16 protein-coding genes and 1 pseudogene are annotated in these 18543 nt (G+C 63.2%); 2 read left to right on the top strand and 15 right to left on the bottom strand.

Annotated elements, in window-relative coordinates; translation table 11 throughout:
* Positions 1 to 179 precede the first annotated feature (179 nt).
* Both NKH78_RS27025 and NKH78_RS27030 read left to right on the top strand, forming a co-directional pair.
* Positions 180 to 1316, top strand: a complete 1137-nt coding sequence (locus NKH78_RS27025) for a vWA domain-containing protein (RefSeq protein WP_352740609.1) — start codon at positions 180 to 182, stop codon at positions 1314 to 1316.
* Positions 1316 to 2203: an amidohydrolase family protein gene (locus tag NKH78_RS27030; protein WP_352740655.1), complete on the top strand. Its 888-nt coding sequence runs from the start codon at positions 1316 to 1318 to the stop codon at positions 2201 to 2203. Before NKH78_RS27025 ends, NKH78_RS27030 begins: the two co-directional genes overlap by 1 nt.
* Before the next feature lie 242 nt (positions 2204 to 2445).
* On the opposite strand, the pseudogene NKH78_RS27035 reads toward NKH78_RS27030, so the two are convergent.
* The 15 genes and pseudogenes from NKH78_RS27035 to NKH78_RS27105 all read right to left on the bottom strand — a co-directional run bounded on the left by NKH78_RS27035 (position 2446) and on the right by NKH78_RS27105 (position 18264).
* Positions 2446 to 3884: pseudogene (locus NKH78_RS27035) on the bottom strand (DHA2 family efflux MFS transporter permease subunit).
* Positions 3885 to 4109: 225 nt separating this feature from the next.
* Complete coding sequence (locus tag NKH78_RS27040) at positions 4110 to 4910, bottom strand: 3-methyl-2-oxobutanoate hydroxymethyltransferase (RefSeq protein ID WP_352740611.1); 801 nt, start codon at positions 4908 to 4910, stop codon at positions 4110 to 4112.
* A 37-nt stretch (positions 4911 to 4947) separates the two neighbouring features.
* Complete coding sequence (locus tag NKH78_RS27045) at positions 4948 to 5262, bottom strand: MocE family 2Fe-2S type ferredoxin (RefSeq protein WP_352740613.1); 315 nt, start codon at positions 5260 to 5262, stop codon at positions 4948 to 4950.
* 42 nt (positions 5263 to 5304) lie between these two features.
* Positions 5305 to 6393: a fatty acid desaturase family protein gene (locus NKH78_RS27050; RefSeq protein ID WP_352475469.1), complete on the bottom strand. Its 1089-nt coding sequence runs from the start codon at positions 6391 to 6393 to the stop codon at positions 5305 to 5307.
* Positions 6394 to 6484: 91 nt separating this feature from the next.
* On the bottom strand, positions 6485 to 7666 hold the full coding sequence (locus NKH78_RS27055; protein ID WP_352740615.1) for an aldose 1-epimerase family protein: 1182 nt from the start codon (positions 7664 to 7666) through the stop codon (positions 6485 to 6487).
* 34 nt (positions 7667 to 7700) lie between these two features.
* On the bottom strand, positions 7701 to 8483 hold the full coding sequence (locus NKH78_RS27060) for an ATP-binding cassette domain-containing protein (RefSeq protein ID WP_352740656.1): 783 nt from the start codon (positions 8481 to 8483) through the stop codon (positions 7701 to 7703).
* A complete protein-coding gene (locus NKH78_RS27065; RefSeq protein WP_352740617.1) occupies positions 8480 to 9484 on the bottom strand; it encodes an ABC transporter permease in 1005 nt (334 codons plus the stop codon). The genes NKH78_RS27060 and NKH78_RS27065 overlap by 4 nt, the downstream gene beginning before the upstream one ends.
* A 61-nt stretch (positions 9485 to 9545) precedes the next feature.
* Positions 9546 to 10484, bottom strand: coding sequence for a sugar ABC transporter substrate-binding protein (locus NKH78_RS27070; protein WP_352778891.1), 939 nt, complete (start codon positions 10482 to 10484; stop codon positions 9546 to 9548).
* 37 nt (positions 10485 to 10521) lie between these two features.
* Positions 10522 to 11436: a sugar phosphate isomerase/epimerase family protein gene (locus NKH78_RS27075; RefSeq protein WP_352475473.1), complete on the bottom strand. Its 915-nt coding sequence runs from the start codon at positions 11434 to 11436 to the stop codon at positions 10522 to 10524.
* A gap of 26 nt (positions 11437 to 11462) precedes the next feature.
* Complete coding sequence (locus NKH78_RS27080; RefSeq protein ID WP_352740658.1) at positions 11463 to 12551, bottom strand: Gfo/Idh/MocA family protein; 1089 nt, start codon at positions 12549 to 12551, stop codon at positions 11463 to 11465.
* Between the two features lie 50 nt (positions 12552 to 12601).
* A complete protein-coding gene (locus NKH78_RS27085) occupies positions 12602 to 13663 on the bottom strand; it encodes an ABC transporter ATP-binding protein (protein ID WP_352740621.1) in 1062 nt (353 codons plus the stop codon).
* Positions 13664 to 13667: 4 nt separating this feature from the next.
* Positions 13668 to 14759 (bottom strand): ABC transporter ATP-binding protein, encoded by a 1092-nt coding sequence (locus NKH78_RS27090; RefSeq protein WP_352740623.1) that lies wholly within the window; start codon positions 14757 to 14759, stop codon positions 13668 to 13670.
* A complete protein-coding gene (locus NKH78_RS27095; RefSeq protein ID WP_352705191.1) occupies positions 14756 to 15715 on the bottom strand; it encodes a carbohydrate ABC transporter permease in 960 nt (319 codons plus the stop codon). Before NKH78_RS27095 ends, NKH78_RS27090 begins: the two co-directional genes overlap by 4 nt.
* Positions 15712 to 16572, bottom strand: coding sequence for a carbohydrate ABC transporter permease (locus NKH78_RS27100; RefSeq protein ID WP_352740625.1), 861 nt, complete (start codon positions 16570 to 16572; stop codon positions 15712 to 15714). Before NKH78_RS27100 ends, NKH78_RS27095 begins: the two co-directional genes overlap by 4 nt.
* 78 nt (positions 16573 to 16650) lie before the next feature.
* A complete protein-coding gene (locus NKH78_RS27105) occupies positions 16651 to 18264 on the bottom strand; it encodes an extracellular solute-binding protein (protein WP_352705195.1) in 1614 nt (537 codons plus the stop codon).
* Positions 18265 to 18543 lie beyond the last annotated feature (279 nt).

Below are 18543 nucleotides of genomic sequence, written 5' to 3' on the forward strand. Positions count from 1 at the left end.
GATGGCGTCTTCGATGCCTACTTCCGCCACCAGAAAATCCAGACCATCGACCTCAATGCAAGCCAACGATAGGATGGCAAACTGTTCGCGATGTCCTCGCACAGCTGTTCGCGATGTCCCCGGTCCAAACACCCCCTTGAGGGGGAGATGTCCGCGAGGACAGAGGGGGGCGCGAAGGAATGATGCGTCCGGAAAGCTTGCCCCGTGCGACCACGCCGTTCCTCGGCTTCGCCCGGTTGCTTCGCAGCCACGCCTTCGCCATCGCCCCCGAGCAGGTCTCCGGTTTCATGCAGGCGGTTACGTTGCTCGGCCCACGCTCGATGGCCGACATCCGCGAAGCGGCCCTCGCCACGCTGGCGCCGCCGCCCGACCGCCGCGACGAATTCGAGGCGCATTTCCGGAGCCATTTCTATGGGGATGCCGCGGCGCTGGTCGAAGGCGACGCCGACGAGGAAGCTCGCATCAAGGACGACGGCAAAACCAGCAAACAAGAAATCGAAGTGGTCCGCCAGGAGGAAGGTGGCGAACTGTCTTCGGCCAGCGAACAGTTGAGCGTCCGCGAGTTCCAGCGCGATCGCGACGGGCTTGCCGCCTTCCGCCGCAAACTCGCCACCGCTTTGCCCGCCCGCCGGTCCTTTCGCACCGTGCGCACACATGCGCGCGGCAAGCTCGACCTGCGCCGCTCGCTGCGCGAAATCGTCAGCGCCGACGGCGATATCCCCTCGCCGCTGCTGCGCCGGCGGCAGACAGTGCCGCGCAAGCTTCTCATCCTGATCGACGTGTCGGGCTCGATGAAGCACTACACATCGGACTATCTCAAGCTGGCACACGCGGCGGTGCAAGGCGCCGACCGGGCGGAGGTATTCACTTTCGGCACACGGCTGACCCGCATCACCTCGGCGCTGCGTATTCGCGACCGCGACCAGGCGCTGGCCCGCGCCGCTGCCCAGGTCGACGACTGGGACGGCGGCACCCGCATGGGTCCAACGCTGCTAGCCTTCCTCTCGGTGCCGCGCTTCTCCGCCTTTGCACGCGGGGCGGCAATCGTCATCCTGTCGGATGCGCTCGAGCGGGGCGATCATGCCGAGCTGGAAATGGCGATGCGCCGGCTGAGTGCCCGCGCCTTCCGACTCTCCCTGGCGACGCCGTTGGCCGGCGATCCGCGTTTCCAGCCGGCAACGGCAGCACTTCGCGCCATCCTGCCGATGCTCGACGACCTGGTCGACGGCTCGTCCATCGCGGGCCTCACCGATTTCATCCTGTCGCTCGCCCGCCCCGCCCCCGTGGCCGCGGCAATCTGGAAGAGGGTTTCGTGATGCAGAAGGCGATCGACGCGCATTTCCACATCTGGCGCCAAAAGGACCAGCCGTGGCTGGTCGGGCCGATGGTCCCGCGCATCTTTGGCCCCTACGAGCCGATCCGCCGCGACTATCCGATCGAGGAATTCCTCGCCGACCAGCAAGGCTCGGGCGTCGAGAAGGCGGTCTATGTCCAGACCAACTGGGCCAAGGAGGATTTCGAGAACGAGGTCGCCTTCCTGCAGAAGACCGCGGAAGAAACCGGCTGGCCGCACGCCATCGTCGGCTATGCCGACATGACGGTGAACGACGTGCGTTCCCAGATCGACCGGCTGATCAAATACCCTCTGCTGCGCGGCGTGCGCATGCAGCTGCACTGGCACGAAACGCCGGCCTTCCGCTTCGCCGCCTCGGCCGATCAGGTCATCGACCCGAAGGTGCGGGCCAATGTCGCGCGACTCAGGGATTATGGCCTGTCCTTCGACCTGCAGCTTTTCCCCGCCCAGATGAAGGATGGGCTGACGCTCGTCGGCGAGAACCCCGAGACCAATTTCATTCTCACCCACGCCGGCATGCTGACTGGCATGGAGCCCGAAACCACCGAGGCCTGGAAGGCAGGGCTGCGCACGCTGTCAGCGGCGCCCAACCTCTACGCAAAGCTGTCCGGCCTCGGCACCTTCGTCCACCGTAACGATCCGGGGCTGATCAGCTATGTCGTCGACAACGCGATCGACATCCTCGGCAGCGACCATCTGATGTTCGGCTCGAACTTCCCGATCGAGAAACTGTGGACCAGCCACGGCGAGCTGATCAGGGCGCACCGGCAGGCCGTGGCAAAACACGGCGCGACCGCCGAGGCGGATGTCTTTTGGAACACGGCGGAGAAGATATATCGGCCGGTGTAGCGCCGCTCTTTCCTTCTCCCCTGTGGGAGAAGGTGGCCGAGCGAAGCTCGGTCGGATGAGGGGTGCTGCAAGGATCGCTACCTCGAAGACGTAAGCACTTTAAATTCTTCGATATTTGCGCATCACATTTCTCCAATATCCTCATCCGTCTCGGCGCTACGCGCCGATCCACCTTCTCCCCCAAGGAGAGAAGGAAAAGCTCCCCGCCTCCGCCGACACAGGACGGACAACTGCGGCCGATTTCAGCTCCGCAAAACATGGCCCGAGACCTCGGCGCCGGCAGCGTTCGGCAACGCCAGAAAGCGGCACGAGGCGGCGAGCCCGATTGCGCCGATCGCCAGGAAGGCAAGGCGGAAGTCGACGAGATCGAGCGCTGCCGCGCCCCTGGCGATCTGCGACAGGTTGAGCAGCGCCGCGGCGACCGCCACGCCGAACAGCATCGCCACCTGTTGCAGCATGCTGGATAACGTCGCCGCCGAGCTGCGCTGCGGTGAGGCCACATCGGCGAAGGCCAGTGTGTTGAGCGCGGTGAACTGCATCGAACGAGACAGTCCGGCGATCAGCATCAGCACCACCACCAACGCTTGCGGTGTCTGCGGCGAAAGCGCCGCGCAGGCCATGATCGACAAGGAGGCGATCACCCCGTTGACGATAAGCACCGAACGGTAGCCGAAGCGCCTCAGCGTCGGCGTCGTCACCGCCTTCATGCCGAGATTGCCGAAGAAATAGGCCAGGATCATCATGCCCGCATCGATTGGGCTCAGTCCGAAGCCGACCTGGAACAAAAGCGGCAGCAGGAACGGCGTGGCGTTGATGGCGATCCGGAAAATCGTGCCGGCCGACAGCGTCGAGATGGCGAAGGTCTGCACCTTGAAAGCTGTGAGATCGAGCAGCGGATGGTTGGCGCGTCGCAGATGCCGCACCGCCAGCCAGCCGACCAAAATGCCCGTGCCGAGCAGTGCCACGGTTGGCAAGGCACCGTCTTGCTGATGCGCGATGCGCTCGAGGCCGTAGAGCATCGAGGCGAGCCCCACCGAGGTCAGCAGGAAGCCCGGCCAGTCGAGCGGCTTGGCTCCGGCTTCGCGGTCGCCGGGAATAAAGCGGGCGACCAGCGCCAAACCGGCAACCCCAAGCGGGATGTTGATGAAGAAATTCCAGTGCCAGGAGAAATAAGTGGTGATGAAGCCGCCAAGCACCGGCCCGACCACCGGCGCAAACAGCGCCGGCCAGGTGATCAGCGCCGTGGCGTTGAGAAGCTCGGATTTCGGCGCATTGCGCAACACCAGGATGCGGCCGACCGGCGTCATCAGCGCGCTGCCCAGGCCCTGCACCGCGCGGGCGGCAACGAACTCGGCCAGGTTCTGCGAGATGCCGCAAACGAGCGAGGCCAATGTAAACAGGGCGATCGCAACGAGGAAGATGTTGCGCGCGCCAAAACGGTCGGCGAGCCAGCCGGACAGCGGCACGAACACCGCCATGGTCAGCATATAGACGGTGATGCCGATGCTCATCGCCACCGCCGCCACGCCGAAGGATTCTCCCATCTGCGGCAGCGAGGTCGAGATGATGGTCGAATCCAGAAGCTGCCGCCAAAGGCGACGGCGACGATCAGCGCCACCCGCCGGGCTTGCCGCGCCGTCGCGGTTTCCGGCAAGGCTTCGTTTTCGGGAATGGCGGTCATGCGCAGAACTATCCGAAGGGAATTTTCACCCGCTCCATCGGCAGCCGCACAATTGTCCGGCAAACCGATGACGCACCGGTTTCAACAGCGTCTGGCCGGTGCCGTCCAGACAGGGACCAACAAACTTTCGTGTGGCATCGCAGCCGGCTATGCGATGACCTGGCCCTGCCGCCGAACCGGCCTTTTACGATCCGCGATGGCGCTTCGCGCCGCAGGCGGCGTGTCTCATGCGGCTTCGATCTTCTCCATAAACAGGCTGAGCTGGTCCGGGTCCATGTGCACGACGTGCCTGTCTTCGGGATACGCCAGGCTGTTCACATCGGCGACATATTCGGAAAAGGCGGCGATGCGTTCGGCCTGCAGGCGATCGTATTCGGCGGCGAAATTGCGATAGACCTTGGAATGGCGCGGCATGTGGCCACGGTTCTGGCCAAGGATGTCATCTGCGAACAGGTATTGCGCATCGCAGCCGGTGCCCGCCCCCATCGACAGCATGATCAGCGACGTCCGTTCCGAAATCGCCTTGGCCACCTCGACCGGCACCACCTCGATCTCGGCGCCGATCGCGCCGGCGGCCTCCAGTTGCTTCACCGCCTCGAACACCTGCATGGCGGTATCGGCGGTCTTGCCGACGGCCTTGAAGCCGCCAGTCCAGGTGGCGCGTGACGGGATAAGACCGACATGGCCGATTACCGGAATGGCATCGTCGGCCATCCGCTTGATGGTGGCGTAGCCGGCGCTGCAATAGACCGCATCGGCGCTGGCCTTGTAGAGCCGGAACGCCCAGCGGACGAAATCATCTGCGGTGCCGATCTCGAAGAAATTCTCGCCCGGCATGGTGAACAGGCTGGGTGCCGCATCGCGGTATTGCGGATTGAGCACCAGCTCCGGCGGTACCGAGACGATATCGACGCCGGCGCGTTCGGCGGCCTCGGCCTCGTCCATCGTCAGCACGCGCAGCATCGTCAGCTGCCGCTTGCCCTTCATGGCACGCAGGTCTGCGACGGTCGGTCTTTTCCGGCTCATGGATTTTGGTCCCCTTTGCTACGTGACAGAAGGCCGGTCAGGCGATCTGGATCATCACCTTGCCAGCTTCCACCTTGACGGAATAGGTCTGCAGATTGACACAGACGGGAGCCCCTTTGGCCTGGCCGGTTTTGTAATTGAAGCGGCCATTGTGCTTTGGGCATTCGATGATGTCGTCCATCACAAGCCCGTCGGCCAGATGCGCCTTCTCATGCGTACAAAACCCATCGGTGGCGAAGAATTCATCGTCCGGCGAACGGTAGATAGCGAAGGTGCGGCCGCCATGGTCGAAGCGGATGACGTCTTCCTCGTCGACATCGTCCACGGCGCACGCTTCGACCCAATCGGCCATCTCTGCTTCTCCCGAAATTTCTGCGTTGCGCTGCTGCGGTGCCTATTCAGCCGCCGCCGACATGTTCACTTCGTGGAACTCGCCACGATAGGGCCTAGCCGTTGGCGGCAGTTCGCGCTTGAGGAAATAATCCTCGTATTTGAGTTGCCTGAGCAGGACCGGCCAGACCTCGCGATAGGCATGCCATATCGACGGGTTCGGCTCCGGCAGATCGTGTTTGATCAGTTCGTGCAGCCTGGGCAGCGCGTGGTAAGGCACCATCGGAAACATGTGATGCTCCACGTGGTAGTTCATGTTCCAGTAGATGAACCGGCTGATCGGATTCATGTATACGGTCCTGGTGTTGAGCCGGTGATCGACGACGTTGTCGGCCAGACCGATGTGTTGCAGCAGGCCGGTCATCACCATGTGCCAGGTGCCGTAGAGGCGCGGCACGCCGATGAGCACCACCGGTATCCACGACCTTATGAAAATGGCGAGCGCGATCGTCGCAACGTAGATGGCGATGTGCCAGCGCGCCGCGATGACGGCCTTGTGCTGTTCCATCTCGGGAACGTAGCTTTTCTCGTCGGGCGTCAGCTTGCCGAACGCCTGGCGTACCAGTGCCGGGAGCGAATAGCGAAAATCGAGAATGCCGGTGAAAGCCAGCGCCGCACGCAAAAGGTCCGGCGGGCGCATCACGGCGATCTCGGCGTCGCGCCCGACGATGATCGTGTCTGTATGGTGGCGGGCATGGCTCCAGCGCCAGGTCACCGGGTTGCGCATCAGCATGAAGCTGGCGATCTGGTAGACGACATCGTTCATCCAGCGCGTGCGGAAGGCCGTGCCATGGCCGCATTCGTGCCAGCGCGAGTCGCTGGACGAGCCGTAGAGCACGCCGTAGACGAAGAAGAACGGCACGCACCACCAGGTACCCCAGAAATAGATGGCGCCGGCGGCCGAGCCGAGGATGGCGACGATCCAGATGATCGTGTCGCGGATCGCCGGGCCGTCCGAGCGCTGCATCAACTCCTTGATCGCCTTGCGGGGGACATCCGTGTGGTACCACTCCGCCGAGGCCAGTCCCGTCTCGATCGCCCTGCGCGTGCTTTCGCCGACCAGGCTGTAATCGCGCTTTACCGTGCCCGCCATTGTGACCTCCAATTCCCGATCGGCCGCGAGCCCTCCCCGCTCCGGCCGGAGCCAGCCTCCCGACTGGTGTCTCGTATCCTGTTCGCCATTATCACGACCTGCCTCCAAGAACAGGAAAACGGCCCGACGGCTGCGGATAATCCTGCTGCGGCTGTCTGGCAATCGCCGCGATCCGGCTTTCGGCGGCGGCGATCTCGCCGGCACCGTCGAGAACCCGGAACACCGCATCGTAGGTGCGGCTCTCGGCGTGCTCCAGCCAGATCATCTCGCCGCGTTCGCGCGCCGCCAGATTCCCAAGCACATGATGCGTCGACGGCTCGATGCCAAGCGCGTACTGTCCGGCCTGGAAATTCTGCCATTGATAGGCGCAGGGCAACTGGTCCTTGCGCGTGACCACCTCGAAACCGAGGCCGAGCCTGTCGTTGACCACCGCCACCGGGACTTGGCCGGTGCTGTCGGCGCCGAGTTCGTGCTGCCAGACCTGTTCCTTGAATCCCGGTTGCGGCGCCGGCACCGTGCGGTAGCCGACCTTCTGCGCCTCATAGCGCTCGCCGGCATGGCCTGCCCAGACGACGTCGCGGATCGGCGCCAGGTAGCGCGATCCCTCGTCAAGCACCGGATGACTGACATTGATGTGATAGAAATACATATGAGGGGTCCGGTTGAAGCCGTGATTGACGACACGGTCCGAAAGCCGGATCTCGTTGCCGCCGACATCGGCCTCGATGCGCCGCAGCAGCTGCAGATCCTCGCCGAATACAGTCGATTGCTGGACGATGCCTTCGGCCCACAACACGCAGTGGTCGCCGTCCCAGGTCTCGCCGTAGCCGGTCAGCCGCGCCGGGATGGTGCTGACACGGCCATGCAGCGAGTGGCGCACCGTCTTCTTGGGCGGGTAGTTGTAGGTGTCGGCCGGTACCTCGTTCATGAACAATATATGGTCGAGGCCGCAGGTCAGCAGAAGGCCGGAAAACGACCGCGCCCAGGCCAGCCCCTCCTCGCCTTCGTATTCGTGCAGGCCGGGATGCCGAAAGCCGCTCGGCGAATGCCAGCCGATCGCCTGGCCCCTGAAGTCGCAATCGGCGATATCGAGCGCCCGGTCGACCAGTGCGGTGAAGCGCAGGCCGGAGCCGGTGCGGAATTCGAGCATACGGATGCCGCGCTCGACGCCGTCGCCAAGCGTCATCAGCCTCACGCCGGCGAATTGCGACAGCATGCCCGAGCGTTCCGAGACCTGCCGGCGCGACAGCGTCTTGCCGTAAAGCTCTACCATGTGACGGCCAGTTCTTTCACGTTGCTCCCGTCCATCACTTCGCTCTCGTCTCCTTCAGCAGGGCCGACATGTCGGCGCCGGTGATGATGCTTTCCACGGTCAGCAGATCGGTGCCGGCGACCGTCTGCTCGGCGACGATCTCGCCGCGGCGCATAACGATGATGCGATCGGCGACCTGGAAGACGTGATGGATGTTGTGGGTGATCAAAAGCACCGAGTGACCGGCATCGCGCACCTCCTTGACGAAGCGCAGTACGCCGTGTGTTTCCTCGACGCCGAGATTGTTGGTCGGCTCGTCGAGGATGATGACCTTGGCGGCGAACTGCATGGCGCGCGAGATGGCGATCGACTGACGCTCGCCGCCCGACAGCGTTGAGACCAGCGCATCGGCGTCGAGTTTCTTCGAGATGCCGACGCGCTTCAAAAGTGCCGAGGCGGCATCGCGCAATTGGGCGAGATCGAGCGGCGCGAACACGCCAAGCCATTTGAGATTGACCGGCTCGCGACCGAGGAAAAGATTGCGCGCGATGCTGAGATCGGGAGCCAACGAGGTGTCCTGGTGGATGGTCTCGATGCCGAGATCCATCGCGTCGCGCGTCGAGCGGATGGAGACCTTCTGGCCGCGCACATAGATGTCGCCGCGATCGACCGGAAAGACTCCGGAGATCGCCTTGATTAATGTCGATTTGCCGGCGCCGTTGTCGCCGAGCAAGGCCACCACTTCGCCCTCGTTGAGCGTGAAGGAGGCGCTCTTCAGGGCGCGGACGCTGCCGAAGGATTTTTGCAGGTTCTGCAGCCGAAGCACTTCCATGATCAGCTCCTGGCGGCGTTCTTCTGCAGCAAAGCGTGCAGGATGAGCATGGCAAGGATGATGACGCCGACGAAGATGTTGTAGGCGAGCCCTGGCACGCCGATCAGCACGATGCCGTTGCGGATGCTGCGCAGCATCAGCGCGCCGACGATGGTGCCGAAAATGGTGCCGCGCCCACCGGTCAGCGCCGTGCCGCCGACGACCACCATGGCGATCACTTCCAGCTCATAGCCGGTGCCGGCCACCGGCGATGCCGCCGAGATGCGGAAGGCGCTGATCATGCCGGCGAGACCGGCCAGCACCGAGGTCAGGATAAACAGCCAGATCTTGACCGCATCGGCCGGCACACCACGCGCTACGGCAGCGTTACGGTTCGAGCCGATAGCGCTGATCCAGTTGCCGAGCTTGGCGTAGCGCAGCACATAGACCGCCAGCAGAGACAGGCCGATGAACCACCACAGCGAGGTATAGAAACGGAACGTTCCGATACTAAAGCTGCCGGCCAGCAGCGTCACGAAGAAGCCTGGCTGGTCCCAGGACTTCAGCGGAAAGCCCTGGGTGATGTAGAGGGCCGCGCCTCGCACCACCAGCAGCATCGACAGCGTCACCAGGAAGGACGAAATGCCGATCTTGGTGACGATCAGTCCGTTGATCGCACCGATCGATATGCAGAGCACCAGTCCGGCCAGCAGCGCCACGCCGATATCGACCCCGCCGTTCTGCACCAGCAGCATGACCACGACCGGCGCCAGCCCGAATACGGCGCCGACCGAAAGGTCGAATTCGCCGGCCGTCAAAAGCAGCGTCATGCCGAGCGCGATGATGCCGAGCTCGGGCAGAAACGCCATCATGTTGGAGATGTTGAGCGGCGACAGGAAATTGGCGTCGGCGATCGCGAATACCGCCAGCAGGACAATCAGGATGACGAGCGAAGAGAACTGCGGCGAGCGCATCAGGCTCGACCTGCGTTTGGCACGCGGCATTTCCTCTTCTGCGGCAATTGTCATGACTGCTTCGACCATATCTCAGGGGGACGCCCGCCGCCTGCGCGGCGAGCGTCAGTTCCAATCACTTGTTGTAGAGTTTCAGGATCGGTTCGACGCTCGAGGCGTCGTAGAGGCTGAAGGTGCGGATGTCGTAGCCGATCGGTTCGCCAGCGGCGGCCAGCCCGAGCAGCGCCACCGGCATGAAGCCTTGCGCCGAGGGAAACTGCCAGGCAGCCGCGTTGATGAACCCAGACTTGACTGACTCGGCCGTTTCCTTCGAATTGCCCCAGCCGACGACCGGGATCTTGCCGGCCGGCACGCCGGCGCCGTCGAACACCCGCTTGACGCTGGCCGCAACGGAATCGCCGAGCGCGATGATTGCCGGCGGGTTGTTGGCGACCATGTAGTCGGTCATCTTGGCGATGATGCCGGCCGGATCGGTGCCGCAATCGACCACGTCATATTTGATGCCGAGCGGATCGAAGACGCTGGCAATGCCTTCGGTCTCGAGCTGCTGGTAGCTGGCGCCCGGCACTTCGACCGGCAGGAACACCTTGTCGCCTTGCTTCACCATCTTGTGGTCGACCAGATACTTCGCCCAGATGACACCGGCTTCCTTCAGGTCGGCGCCGACATAGGCCTGCCGGCCGGTCGCCGGATCGTCGGTGTTGAAGAACACGATCGGGATACCGGCAGCCTTTGCCGCCTTGACCTCCTCGGTCCACAGGCCGGGCTGCGCCGAGGTGGTGGCGATGCCGTCCGGCTTGGCGGCCAGTGCCGAGGTGAAGGCTTCCTTCTGCGCCGCCATGTCGCCGCCGCTGAACGAGATCTTGCAGGTCACCTTGAGCTGGTCGCACGCCTTGGTGGCACCGGCATTCCAGTCGATCCAGAAGGCGTCCGACGGGCCGCCATGCGACAACAGGTAGAACGTCTTCTGGGCATCCTGTGCCACCGCCGAGCCAGTGGTCACGCCGGCGAGCACGATCGCCGCAGCCGCGATTTTCAACGCGAGTTTCAACATTTCTCTTCCTCCCTTGTTTAGTAGCCGAACCGCTCCGTCACAGTCCGTTGGCGCGGAATTTCCCGTCGAGGAATTTCTTGGCGCGCGGCACGTCGTCTTCCGAAAGATGCTCGATGATGACCGGAATGTTCGGATGCTTTTCGGCCAGCCGCTTGAGATAGAGGTCGTAATTCAGCGAACCGAGGCCAGGCGCCGGCAGCTCGATCTCGCCGACGCCGCGGAAAGTGTGGCTCTCCAGCGCGTCCTCGTCGCCGATGTCGGCGTGCTTCTCCGACTTGTCGCCGCCAGAACGCTTGACGTCCTTGGCGTGGGCGATTTTGATCTTGTCGGTCAGCGTGTCGAACACCTGGTTCAGGATCTGGTCCATCCTGTCGATATTGTGCGTTTCGAAATAGTTGGTCGGGTCCATCAACAGGCCGAGGCCTGGGTGGTCGACCTGCGCGAACATTCTCACCGTCTCCTCGACCGAACCGACGACATTGTTGACATAGGTTTCGAGCAGGAACACCGCGCCGTGGTCATAGGCGGTCTGGGCAAGGTCGGCGATGACCTTGCGACATTCTTCAAAACCTTCCTCGGTCTTGTTCTTCGGGTGATGCACCCAGTCGGACTCGGTGTTGTAGGTACCGGTTTCCGAGATCACGTAAGGGGTGCCGAAATGGCGTGCGTTACGGATGATCTCCTTCAGATAGCCGACGCGCCGCTCGCGCTCGCCCAGGTCCGGATGGATGATGTTGGTGTAACCCGATACGCAGCAGATCGGCAGATTGTGGTCGCGAAACGTATCGCGGACGGTCTTGGCCTTGTCCCTGGTGATCTGTCCGGCCGACAGGTCGATGTCCCTAAAATGCAGGTCGAGCTGCACGGTGTTAAAATCGAGCGCACGGATCTTCTGTGCGGTTTCCTTGAGACCATACGGAAAATAACCCGTGAAAATACCTGCCTGCATCATGGTGTGAAGTCCTCCCTGTAAGTGGCTCAGTCAGTTGATATTTCGGAAAGTTTGACCGTCCGGCCCTTGTCGATGGAGCGGTAGCCGGCTTCGACCAGCGCCATGGTCTTGACGTTGTCGGCGACGGACAGCGCCGGCGGCTCGCCAGTCTTGACCGCGTGCTGGAGCTGCTCCATGACGCCGATAAAAGCATGCGGGAACCACTTCGTGTCCCAGCTGGGTGTCACCCATTCCCCACCGGTGGTCTCGGTCGAGGCATAGGTCAGCGTCGAGGCAGCGCCAGTCGGCCAGCCGATGGTGCCCTTGGCGACGCCCTTGGTGCCGTCGACGCGCCAGTTGATGTGCTGGTCGTCCTTGTAGCCCTCCTGGCGCGGCCCGGACCAGACATCCTCCAGCGATACGGCAAGTACACCGGATGGGAACTTGATCGTCGACACTGTGATGCCGTCCGAATGGTCGAACCGGGTGCGCGGGTCCTTGCGGGTCAGGGTGGTGATCTCTAGGGGATCGCCGAACAGGAAGCGTAGTACGTCGAGATGGTGGACGCTCATGTTGGCGAGCGTCAACCGGTCATAGTCCTCAAGGAAGCTCTGCCAGTGCGGGATCGCATGCATGTCGATCTGGGCAAAGACGATGTCGCCGAGCGCGCCGCTGTCGATGACCTGCTTCAAGACGCGCATCGACTGGTCGTAGCGCATGTTCTGGTTGACCGAGAGGATCTTGCCTGTCTTGGCCGCCTCGTCGCGCAGTTTGACGGCCTCTTCAAGGGACAGCGCCAATGGCTTCTGCGCCAGGATCGCCTTGATATGTGCCTGCTTCAGCGCATGGCGGATCAGCGCCGGCTGCTGGTCGGGCGGAAAGGCAAGGTCGATGATCTCGACGTTTTTATCCTCGATGAGCTGTTCCGGCGTGTCGTGGACGGCCGGGATATCCCAGCGTTTGGCGACCTTCTCGGCGCTGGCCTTGGTCCGCGAGGCAATCGCCACCACGGGGAAACCGGCTTCCTTGTAGGCGGCAAGGTGACATTCGGCCATGATCATACCCGCGCCGACGCAGCCGATCCTGTATTCCCTGGTGCGGACTTTAACGTCCGGCTCGAAGCCGTTGCCGACCATTTCTTGGCTTGCCATATGTTCCTCCCGAAGCTCGTTTCTTGCAGCCGCCGTCACCTTGCCAGCGCTCCCCCGCTTTGCCCGAAATAATGCACCCTGCCCGGCTCGCAGGATATCGCCACCATCGCGTCCGGCCTGATGTCCGGCTGGCCGCGCAACAGCGCCCGCAGACGCGCCTGCCCGGCGGCGAGCGTCACTACGGTGTAGCCGCCGAGCGGCTCGACCTCGAACACTCGCGCCGGGCGGCCCGCGCCCCCCTCCGACCAGGCCTTGACCTTGATGTCTTCCGGCCTGAGTCCGATCTCGACGGCATCGGCCGGCGCCGTCTTGTCCGCGATGCGGATCGTGCCTTCCGCCGCCTCCACGCCTTCAGCGCCGTGCACCGACTTCAGTATGTTCATCATCGGCGAGCCAAGCAGCCGCGCCACATAGGTGCTGGCCGGCCGGTCATAGATCTCGGCCGGCGCGCCGATCTGCCTGATCTTGCCGTTGTCCAGAATGGCCATTCGGTCGGCGACCGACATCGCTTCTTCTTGGTCGTGCGTGACATAGATCAGCGTCTTGCCGAGCTCGCGCTGGATGCGCTTCAGCTCGACCCGCGTCTCCTCGCGCAGCCGGGCGTCGAGCGCCGAAATCGGGTCGTCCATCAGATAGGCGGCGGGATCTCGTACCAGCGCGCGGGCAATCGCCACACGCTGCCGCTCGCCGCCTGAAAGCTGCGCTGGCGGCTTGTGCAGGATATGGCCGATATGCAGCTTGGCCGCGACGTCGGCGACGCGCTTTTCGATCTCGGCTTCGGCGACCCGGCGTTCGACCAGCGGAAAGCGGATGTTGTCGCGCGCGCTCATATGCGGAAACAGCGCCAGGTTCTGGAAGACCATCGCGACGTTGCGTTCGGCCGGCGACACCGCGTTGACCGGCTTGCCACCGATCAGGATCTCGCCCGTGTCCGGGGTTTCCAGCCCGAGCACCAGGCGCAGTACCGTCGACTTGCCGGAAAGCGGCGGGCCGAAGAAGCAGAAGAACTCATTGTCGTTGACAGTGAACGAGGCGTCATCGACGGCGAGCGTGTTGCCGTAGCGTTTGGTCACATTGCGGAAGACGATATCGGCCATGGTCTCAGCCCGCTCTCAAGGCAAGGCCGGTGGCGGCGTCGAAGACACGCACCGCCTCCACCGCAGGTGCGACGACGGCTGTCTGCCCGATCGCCAGCCCGACATCATTGTCGAACACCGCCTTAACCGCGGTTTCCCCGTCGCCAAGGTGGATGATGGTGCGCGCGCCGATCCGCTCGACGAAACTCACCGGCATCGACAGGCCACGGCCGCCTTCAGTCAGCGTCACCTGCTCCGGTCGAAAGCCATAAAACACCTCGCCGCGCATCCGGCGTGCGGCATCGGCGATCTCGACCGGCAGCGGCGGCGTCGCCCCCAGTGGGCCAAGATCGATGACTAGGCCACCGTCGCTTTCCGCCGGCCTGCCCTTGAGCAGGTTCATGCCCGGCGCGCCGATGAAGCGGGCGACGAAGACATTGGCCGGGTTGTTGTAGACTTCCAGTGGCGTGCCGACCTGCTGCAGCACGCCATGGTCCATCACCGCGATGCGATCGGCCATGGTCATCGCTTCGAGCTGATCGTGGGTGACATAGACCATGGTCTGCCGGAACTGCCGCTGCAGCTGCTTCAGTTCGGTCCGCATCACCGCCCGGAAGGCGGCATCGACATTGGAAAGCGGTTCGTCGAGCAGGAAGATCGCCGGCTCCATGATCGCCGAACGGCCGATCGCGACCCGCTGCAATATGTTGACCGACAGCCTGTCGGCCTTGCGGTCGAGCAGCGGCGTCAGTTGCAGCATCTCGGCAATGGCGCCGACACGGCGGTCGATATCGGCCTTTGCTGCGCCGCGCATTTTCGGCCCGTAGGCGAGGTTCTGCCGCACGCTCATATGAGTGAAGATCGCATAGTTCTGGAAGACGAAGCCGACGCCGCGCCGCCCCATCGGCACGCCGGCCATGTCGCGCTCGCCGAACAGGATCTTGCCGCTGGTCGGCTCTTCCATGCCGGCAATCATGTTCATCGTCGTCGACTTGCCGCAGCCGGACGGCCCGAGCAGCGCCATGAACTCGCCGTCGGCAATGGCCAGGTCCATCGTCTTCAGCGCGGTGAAGTCGCCGAATTTCTTGACCAGGTTCTGCAGATGGATGGTGCTCATGCCGTCACCTCGCGTACCTGGGCCATGCGTTTCATGGCAAACACCGCGGCAATGGACAGCACGATCAGTATGGCCAGCGCGATTGCCGCCACATAGCCCCAGATCAAGTCCTGGGTGGTGAGCTTGTAGATGTAGACGGAGATGGTTTCGGTAGCGACGCCGGGACCGCCGCCGGTCATGATGTAAAGCGTGTCGAAGATCTTGAAGTTCTCGATCACCCTGATCGCCAGCGCGATGACGATGATCGTCTTCATCTTCGGCAGCACGATGGTGACGAAGCGCTGCCACGGGTTGGCGCCGAGCAGCGTCGCCGCCTTGATCTGGTCCTCAGGCACGCCGACCAGGCCGGCAAGCAGGATCAGGAACATCAGCGGCGTCCACTGCCAGATGTCGGCGACCATGACGGCGATGAGTGCCAGCGTCGGGTCCGACAGCCAGGCGATGGTGACGGGAAAGCCTGAGATCGCCGACAGGATGTCGTTGACCGGGCCGCCTGATTGAAACAACATGAAGAACATGTAGCCGGCCACCGCCGGCACCACCATCATCGGCATCAAGAGGATCGAGTAGAAGATCCGTTTGCCCGGAAACTCGTCGGCAAACAGCGTCGCGAGCGCCAGCCCGAGCAGGACCTCCGTCGGCACGCAGACGATCATGACGATGGCCGTGCGCTTCAGCGCGCTCCAGAAGCGTGCGTCGACGGCAAGGTCGGTGTAATTGGCGAAACTGTTCCACATCGACCAGGCATTCCACCAACCGGTGCCCGACAGCGGCGACCAGTCGGTGAGGCTGATATAGAGCTGCATCAGGAGCGGGAAGACGGCGATGAACAGCACCAGGATCTGCGCCGGCAGGGTCAGCTGGAAGCCGAGCCGTGCGCCCTCGTCCGGCAACACCGACGCCGCTTTGGAGGCAAGCATGTCGCCCTCCGAAATCGTCGCTGCCACCGCGCTCATTGCTTGAGCGCCCCGAAGGTCAGCCCGCGCACCAGATGGCGCTGGATGGCGATGCCCATGATCACCGGCGGCACCGCGGCGATCAGGCCGAGAGCAGCCTTGGCGCCGTAGAGCTGTCCGGTCATCGAGGAGGACAGCGAGGCCATGTAGACAGGGACCGTCACCCATTCGCGCGTCGTCAAAAGCAACGCGATCAGATAGTCCGACCAGTTGAGGATGAAGACGAACAGCGCCGCACTGGCCAGCGGCGCGCGCATCATCGGCAGCGTGATGCGGGTGATGACGCGCCACCGCGAACAGCCCTCGACCAATGCCGCCTCCTCGATCTCGCGCGGCATGTCGTCGAAGAAGGTCTTCATCAGCCAGAAGGCGAAAGGCAGCGTGACGATGCCATAGATCAGCGACAGCCCCCACCAGCTGTCGGTGAAGTTGAGGAAAGCCCACATGATCATCACCGGGGTCATGACCGCCATCGGCGGAAACAGGCGAAGCTGGATCAGCGCCAGCGGCAGGTTCTGGCCAGAGCCGAAGCGCGACAGCCCGTAGGCCGCCGCGGTGCCCGCCGACATGGCGATTGCCGTGCCGAACGTGGCCGACAGCAGCGACGACAGGATCGGCTTGAGGGCGGTGCGGTCGAGCGCGACGATCAGATTGTTGGTCGATTCCCCGAAGACGAAGCGGAAATTGCTGAGCGTCGGGTTCTTCGGCCACCAGGTCAGGTCGGCGCCGGTCGCCGACCATTCGGCGATCGGCTTGAGCGCCATCGACACCATCCACAGGATCGGCACCAGCGTCACCGCCATCGCCGCAAGGATCGCGGCATAGCGGAATATCTCGAAAGGAACTGAACGCTTCATCTTGCGGCTTTGCTGGGTCCTTCGTTGGCGAGGGGAAGAGCGGCCGCTCCTCCCCTCCTTGGTAAGATCCTGCGAGGATCAGGCGATCGGATCGAGGACGGTCGGCCAGGCCTCCTTGTTGGTCTTGATGGCCTCGAGAAGCTTCTCCTCGCCGGTCCGGCGGGCAATCTTCTTCCACTCGGCCTCGGTGTCGGCCATCGCCTGCTCGGCTGTCTTGGCCTTGGTCAACGCGGCGACGAGGTTCTCGTCCAGCGCGTTGTGGAAGGCGGTGGCGCCGGGATAGTTGATGGTGGGCACGGTGCGGGCGACCGTCTCGCGCACCACGTCCATGTGGTAGGCGTGATAGGTCTGGCGAACCAGCGGATCGGAGAAATCCGACAGCCGGAACGGATCGAAATAGCCGCCCGGATTGGCGGTCATCCAGGCGTAGATGCGGCTTGAACCCAGCCATTGCAGGAACAGGTAGCAGGCTTCCGGGTTCTTGGCTTGCGAGGAAACCGACGCCGACAGGTTAAGCCACAGCACCGAACGGCTGACCAGTTTTCCGTCGATCTCGCGGCCGGGCGGCAGCATGGAGCCGATCTTTCCAGTGACAGCTGAATCCTTGTTGCCGGCATTGTCGAGAAATTTCGGCAGGTTGGAGAAGGCACAGGTCATGGCCGCACCGCCCTTGGCGAAATTGCCGTACTGCTCCGGCCAACCCCAGGAGATCGCATCCGGCGAATGATGCGAGAGCGACGCAATGTACTCGCTGGTCGCCGCGATACCTTGCTCCGAATTGATCAGCGGCTTGCCGGCATCGTCGAACAAGAACTGATTGGGCGAAGCCATTGAGACATAACGCTGATACCAATTGGTATAGCCCCAGCCCTGGTTGCGCAGATCGGTCGAGCCGAACAGGCCCTTGTCCGGGCGCTGGAAGAAGGCTGCGATCTCGTCATGCTGCTTCCACGTCTTCGGCGCCGCCAGTTCATACCCGTATTTGTCGGAGAAGGCCTTCTTCTCGGCTGCGTCGCCGAACAGATCGGTGCGGTAGACCCAGGTCTGGAAATCGCCATCCAGCGACACGCCGTAGGTCGAGCCGCGATACTGGTTGAGCAGCGACACGCCCTTGCCGCCGTTGACGTAGCCACGCTCGGGATCGTCCCATTCCGGCTTATATTGTGCAACGAAGTCGTCGAGCTTGAGGATGCCGCCGGTTTCGGCGAGGTCGCCAAGACGGTTCCATTCGACCGCGTAGATGTCGTAGGCTCCACCCTTGGTGGAGATGTCCTGCATCGTCTTGGTGAATTCCTGGCCGTTGGGCACACCGACGATCTCGAGCGGAATACCGGTTTCCTTCTCCCATAGATCCTTGATCGACGGCGCGCCCGCCGGAAACGGCTGCGTCAGCTGGCCGATCGAACCGTCGGACAGGCCGAGCACGATCTTCGTCGGCGCCTTGCCGGCGCCCTTCATCGCCTTGGCTGCCTCGATGGCGCGGCCCTCGGGTGTGTCGGCGCCATACTGATAGCGCTCCGAGCCGTCGAATCCCGTCGGGCCGCCGATCATGCCGGGCGCCAGGGCATCGGCCGCATAGGCACGGCTTGGGCGAATGAATTTCGGCGCGATACCTGCGGCGGCAACAAGGACTGCCGCCTTTCCACCGGACGCCAGCAAACGGCGCCGCGACACGCGGATCAAATTCGACATTGGAACTCCTCCCTCAGGGCCTTGTTCCTCCACGGCCCTTATGATGGATATTGACGGCACTACACGAACGCTGTCAACATCATAAATAATCAAGACACATCATAATATCTCAAGGGACGGGAAAAATGGCGTTTATCGAGGCTCTCGCACTGAAGCCGGTGCTTGAATTTGAGGGAACCAGGCTGCCCACCTCGCAGCTTTGGTCCGCTTCGGAATTTGGTCTAGCGCAGCGGCTTGCGGATCGGCCAAGGCCGGTTACATCATTTCCCATCAGAATCG

The sequence above is a fragment of the Mesorhizobium sp. M0910 genome (assembly GCF_040319465.1).
Classification (GTDB): domain Bacteria; phylum Pseudomonadota; class Alphaproteobacteria; order Rhizobiales; family Rhizobiaceae; genus Mesorhizobium.